The sequence below is a fragment of the Janibacter sp. CFPM2_SD2 genome (genome assembly GCF_057364645.1).
Genome location: NZ_JBNFOF010000243.1, coordinates 1 through 4,111, shown reverse-complemented (window position 1 = coordinate 4,111; position 4,111 = coordinate 1). Strand labels below are relative to the sequence as shown.

Sequence of the window (4,111 nt, the reverse complement as noted above, 5' to 3'; positions counted from 1 at the left end):
GGCCCCCAGCAGACCCGAGCAGCAGGCGCCGCAGACCGCGTCGCGCTCCGAGGTCCGCACCCCGGCCGCCACCGGCGCCGGTCTGGCCGTCGACGGCATCCGCGGCCCGAAGACCAACGCCGCCATCGAGAAGTGGGTTGGCGCCCAGCAGGACGGCACCCTCTCCGTCGACGACATCAAGGCCCTCCAGGGCGAGGTCGGCACGGCGCAGGACGGCATCATCGGCCCGAAGACCACCGGTGCGCTGCAGTCGGTCGTCGGCGCCACGCAGGACGGCATCTGGGGTCCCAAGACCACCGCTGCCCTCCAGACCTACCTCAACGGTCGCTGATCGCAGCAGGCTGACGGGCCGAGCTGATCGGCCCGACTCCTCCGCACGAAGGGGAGGGGAGACCACTGGTCTCCCCTCCCCTTCGTCATGCCCGGACGGTGGGCGAAGGGGGCGTGGAGGCCGTGACGGAAGGTGTCCGAGGGTCCTGAGTTACAGGTCTGTATTTACGTTGCAGGTGTTGTCCGTGTGACTGGAGTGTCCTTAGCGTCTCTCTCGGACCTGCGCGGGGACCCCTGCCGCGCTCCGTCGAAAGAGGATCTTCATGTTCAGCACCAACGACTTCCCCGACCAGCCCGTCGGGCGCCGTGGCCGTCGTCTGCGGATGGCCGGTGGCGCCGTCGCGGCCGGCGCGCTCGTCGCCGGCGGCTTCGTCGTCGCCTCCAATGCCGGCGCGTCCGACACGGTCTGGGACCGCGTCGCGATGTGCGAGTCGTCCGGCAACTGGTCGATCAACACCGGCAACGGCTTCTACGGCGGCCTGCAGTTCACCTTCCAGACCTGGAAGGGCTTCGGTGGGCAGAAGTACGCCTACACGGCCAACCGGGCGACCAAGGCACAGCAGATCGAGATCGCGCAGGAGGTGCTCAAGGTCCAGGGCCCCGGCGCCTGGCCCGTGTGCTCCCAGCGCGCCGGCCTGACGGTCGCCAACGGCCTGGCCGTCGACCCCTACGGCACCGGTGAGCGCCCCTCGCGCGACACCACGCGTCCGCCCGTGACGTCGACCGGCGGCAAGCTCGTCGTCGACGGCATCCAGGGCCCGCGCACCAACGCCGGCATCGAGAAGTGGGGCGGCCGCCGATGAACGGCTACCTCGACTCCGGTGACAAGCGCGCCCTCCAGGCCCGCGTCGGCACCGCGCAGGACGGCGTCATCGGCCCGATGACCACCCGCGCGCTGCAGCGCAAGGTCGGCGCCGACGTCGACGGCAAGTGGGGCCCGCAGACCACCTCGCGCCTGCAGAGCTGGCTGAACAACAACGTGCTCTGATCGCACGACCGGCTCGGTGACGACCGGGGCCGCGGGCTACGATGCCGCGGTCCCGGTCGTCGCACGTCCGGGCCCGCTGGCGTGGCGCAATTGGTAGCGCACCTGTCTTGTAAACAGGTGGTTGAGGGTTCGAGTCCCTTCGCCAGCTCCACGGCGCCAGTGCGTCGTCCTGCAGTTCGTGGCGCGGGCTGACGTGGGGTCCCGGGAATCCAGCGGTTCTGCTGGCGCGGTTGGACGAACTGCAGGGCGACACGCGGTCGGGCTCAGCCTCGCTCTGCCAGCCAGGCGTCGATCGACTCCTTGAGCGGGGTCTCCTGGTCGCCCACGAGGACCGTGCCGGCGTCACCCGCCGACGAGGTGGGGGTGACCCCCTTCGCCTCGCCGTCGGCACCGATGATCACATCGACCTCGCCGCGGTCCACGGCGGAGGCCAGGGCGTCGAGCTCGCCGACCTGCCAGCTCGGGTGCGCCCCGATGGAGTCGGCGTAGTCGCTGATGAGGTCGGCCGCCGGGCCGGTGACCTCGCCACCCTCGGCGGGGACGGTCCGGGGCGGGTTGTCGACGACGCCGACGGTGAGGATGCCTGTGCTCTCGGCACGCGACAGCGCGGACCCGGGGTCGGAGCAGGCGGCCAGCAGCAGCGGCAGCACCAGGGTCGCCAGGAGTCGTCGCATGGCCTCCATCTTGCCTGCATACGATGAGCGACATGCGCCCGTCGACCCGTGAGTGGCTGTCGGCGCGCAGCCACGTCCACACGGACTTCGACGCCGCCTCCCTCGTCGCCGACCTCGGGGCGAAGGGGGAGTCCGTCGCCGTGGTCGTCCCGGCCCGCAACGAGGCTGCGACTGTCGGCGATGTCGTGACCGGTCTGCGGCGCGAGCTCGTCGACGCGGTGCCGCTGGTCTCCGAGCTCGTCGTCATCGACTCCGACTCGACCGACGACACCGCGAGCATCGCGGGCGACGCCGGCGCGACGGTTCACCGCGCCGCGGACATCGCGCCCCACCTCGGCAACCACCGGGGCAAGGGCGAGGCGCTGTGGAAGTCGCTCTTCGTCACCACCGCCGACCTGCTCGTCTTCGTCGACGCCGACCTCACCGAGTGGGGTCCCCACTTCGTCACCGGCCTCGTCGGTGCCCTGACCGCCGACCCCGCGACGATGCTCGTCAAGCTGGTACGACCGCGTCATGGACGTGCCCGGCCGCGCCCCGAGCACCGAGGGCGGGCGCGTCACCGAGCTCGTCGCCCGCCCGGTCCTCGACCTCTGGTGGCCCGACCTCGCCGGCGTCGTCCAACCGCTCGCCGGGGAGTGGGCGGCCCGCCGCTCGCTCATGGAGCGCCTGACCGTCCCGACCGGCTACGGCGTCGAGATCGCCTCGCTCCTCGACACCCACACCCGCCACGGTCTCGACGCGATTGCCCAGGTCGATCTCGGTGCCCGCGCCCACCGCCACCAGAAGGACCACGACCTCGCCGTCATGGCCGCCGAGCTCCTCGCCGTCGTCCACGCCCGCCGCCACGGCGAGCCGGTCGACGTCGCCGTGGCGAGCGAGGAGCTCGAGCAGTTCACCCGCGACGGCGGCTGGCGGACCCGGGCGGTCCCCCTTCGTCAGCGCCCACCGGCGATCACCCAGGCCGGCTATCCCGCAGGAGCCCGATGAGACTCGGCCGTCACCCCTTCGCCGACGACGCGATGCTCGTCATGGCGATCGTCAACCGCACCCCCGACTCCTTCTACGACAAGGGCGCGACCTTCGCCGAGGACAAGGCGATGGAGCGCGTCGACCTCGTCGTCGAGCAGGGCGCCGACATCGTCGACATCGGTGGGGTCAAGGCCGCGCCCGGCGGTGACGTCGACGTCGCCGAGGAGATCGACCGGGTCGCCGGGCTCGTCGCCCGCGTCCGCGAGGCCCACCCGCAACTGGTGATCTCGGTCGACACGTGGCGGGCCGAGGTGGGCGAAGCCGTCTGTGCCGCAGGCGCGGACGTGCTCAACGACGCCTGGGGCGGAGCCGACCCGGGCCTCGTCGACGTCGCCGCTGCGCACGACGTCGCCATCATCTGCACGCACACGGGCGGGGTCCAGCCCCGCACCCGGCCCTTCCGCACCGGCTTCGAGCGGGACGTCGTCGCAGACGTCATCGAGGGGGTCCTCGGCTACGCCGAGCGGGCGGTGGCCGCCGGCGTCGCCCGCGAGTCGGTCGTCATCGACCCGGCGCACGACTTCGGCAAGAACACCCACCACACCCTCGAGGTCACCCGCCGCCTCGACGAGATGGTCGAGACCGGCTGGCCCGTGCTGGTGTCGTTGTCCAACAAGGACTTCGTCGGCGAGACCCTCGATCGCCCGGTCGACGAGCGCCTCATCGGCACGCTCGCGACGACCGCCGTCTCCGCGTGGCTCGGCGCGCGGATCTACCGCGTCCACGAGGTCGCCGAGACCCGCCAGGTCCTCGACATGGTCGCCACCCTGCGCGGCGAACGCCCTCCGGCCCGCACGATCCGGGGGCTGGCATGATCCGCGCCGCCGTTGTCGTCCCGGCCGCCCCCGCCCTGCTGCCCGGCATCGGCGGCACCGCCGATCCGCTGGCTGACGTACGCGAGCGGGCTGCCGCACTCGTCGCCGCCACGGCAGGGACGAAGGGGGGCCGACCGTCTCGTCGGTCGTGGGGTCGGGCCCGGCCACTCGCGTGTGGCCCCGGCGACGCGCCCTCGGGCGCAGCCCCGCTTCACCACCGGCCGCGTGCCCGACGGGGCGCTGCCCACCGACCTCGAGATCGGCGGCCTGCTCGC

General features: G+C 72.5%; 6 protein-coding genes, 1 tRNA gene and 1 pseudogene. 7 read left to right on the top strand and 1 reads right to left on the bottom strand.

The window, feature by feature from the left end:
- The 4 genes from AC2W7J_RS16490 to AC2W7J_RS16475 all read left to right on the top strand — a co-directional run.
- Positions 1 to 331 (top strand): peptidoglycan-binding domain-containing protein (locus AC2W7J_RS16490; protein WP_485983721.1); only part of this gene is annotated, 331 nt, incomplete at its 5' end.
- A gap of 262 nt (positions 332 to 593) precedes the next feature.
- On the top strand, positions 594 to 1,133 hold the full coding sequence (locus AC2W7J_RS16485; protein ID WP_485983719.1) for a transglycosylase family protein: 540 nt from the start codon (positions 594 to 596) through the stop codon (positions 1,131 to 1,133).
- Positions 1,130 to 1,318: a peptidoglycan-binding domain-containing protein gene (locus AC2W7J_RS16480; RefSeq protein WP_485983717.1), complete on the top strand. Its 189-nt coding sequence runs from the start codon at positions 1,130 to 1,132 to the stop codon at positions 1,316 to 1,318. The genes AC2W7J_RS16485 and AC2W7J_RS16480 overlap by 4 nt, the downstream gene beginning before the upstream one ends.
- Before the next feature lie 75 nt (positions 1,319 to 1,393).
- Positions 1,394 to 1,469: transfer RNA gene (locus tag AC2W7J_RS16475), tRNA-Thr, on the top strand.
- A gap of 112 nt (positions 1,470 to 1,581) precedes the next feature.
- Here the strand turns inward: AC2W7J_RS16475 and AC2W7J_RS16470 are convergent.
- Positions 1,582 to 1,992, bottom strand: a complete 411-nt coding sequence (locus AC2W7J_RS16470; protein ID WP_485983715.1) for a transporter substrate-binding domain-containing protein — start codon at positions 1,990 to 1,992, stop codon at positions 1,582 to 1,584.
- A gap of 23 nt (positions 1,993 to 2,015) precedes the next feature.
- On the opposite strand from AC2W7J_RS16470, the pseudogene AC2W7J_RS16465 reads away from it, so the two are divergent.
- The 3 genes and pseudogenes from AC2W7J_RS16465 to folP all read left to right on the top strand — a co-directional run.
- Positions 2,016 to 2,450: pseudogene (locus tag AC2W7J_RS16465) on the top strand (glycosyltransferase); the annotation flags it as partial.
- 55 nt (positions 2,451 to 2,505) lie between these two features.
- A complete protein-coding gene (locus AC2W7J_RS16460) occupies positions 2,506 to 2,979 on the top strand; it encodes a glycosyltransferase family protein (RefSeq protein ID WP_485983725.1) in 474 nt (157 codons plus the stop codon).
- Positions 2,976 to 3,836 (top strand): dihydropteroate synthase, encoded by an 861-nt coding sequence (gene folP, locus AC2W7J_RS16455; RefSeq protein ID WP_485983723.1) that lies wholly within the window; start codon positions 2,976 to 2,978, stop codon positions 3,834 to 3,836. Before AC2W7J_RS16460 ends, folP begins: the two co-directional genes overlap by 4 nt.
- The last annotated feature ends 275 nt before the right edge of the window (positions 3,837 to 4,111 follow it).

What these genes read in the sequence shown, in the direction of transcription:
- AC2W7J_RS16485 (WP_485983719.1), top strand. Translation starts at nt 594, where the DNA reads ATGTTCAGCACCAACGACTTCCCCGACCAGCCCGTCGGGCGCCGTGGC.
- AC2W7J_RS16480 (WP_485983717.1), top strand. Translation starts at nt 1,130, where the DNA reads ATGAACGGCTACCTCGACTCCGGTGACAAGCGCGCCCTCCAGGCCCGC.
- AC2W7J_RS16470 (WP_485983715.1), bottom strand. Translation starts at nt 1,992, where the DNA reads ATGCGACGACTCCTGGCGACCCTGGTGCTGCCGCTGCTGCTGGCCGCC.
- AC2W7J_RS16460 (WP_485983725.1), top strand. Translation starts at nt 2,506, where the DNA reads ATGGACGTGCCCGGCCGCGCCCCGAGCACCGAGGGCGGGCGCGTCACC.
- folP (WP_485983723.1), top strand. Translation starts at nt 2,976, where the DNA reads ATGAGACTCGGCCGTCACCCCTTCGCCGACGACGCGATGCTCGTCATG.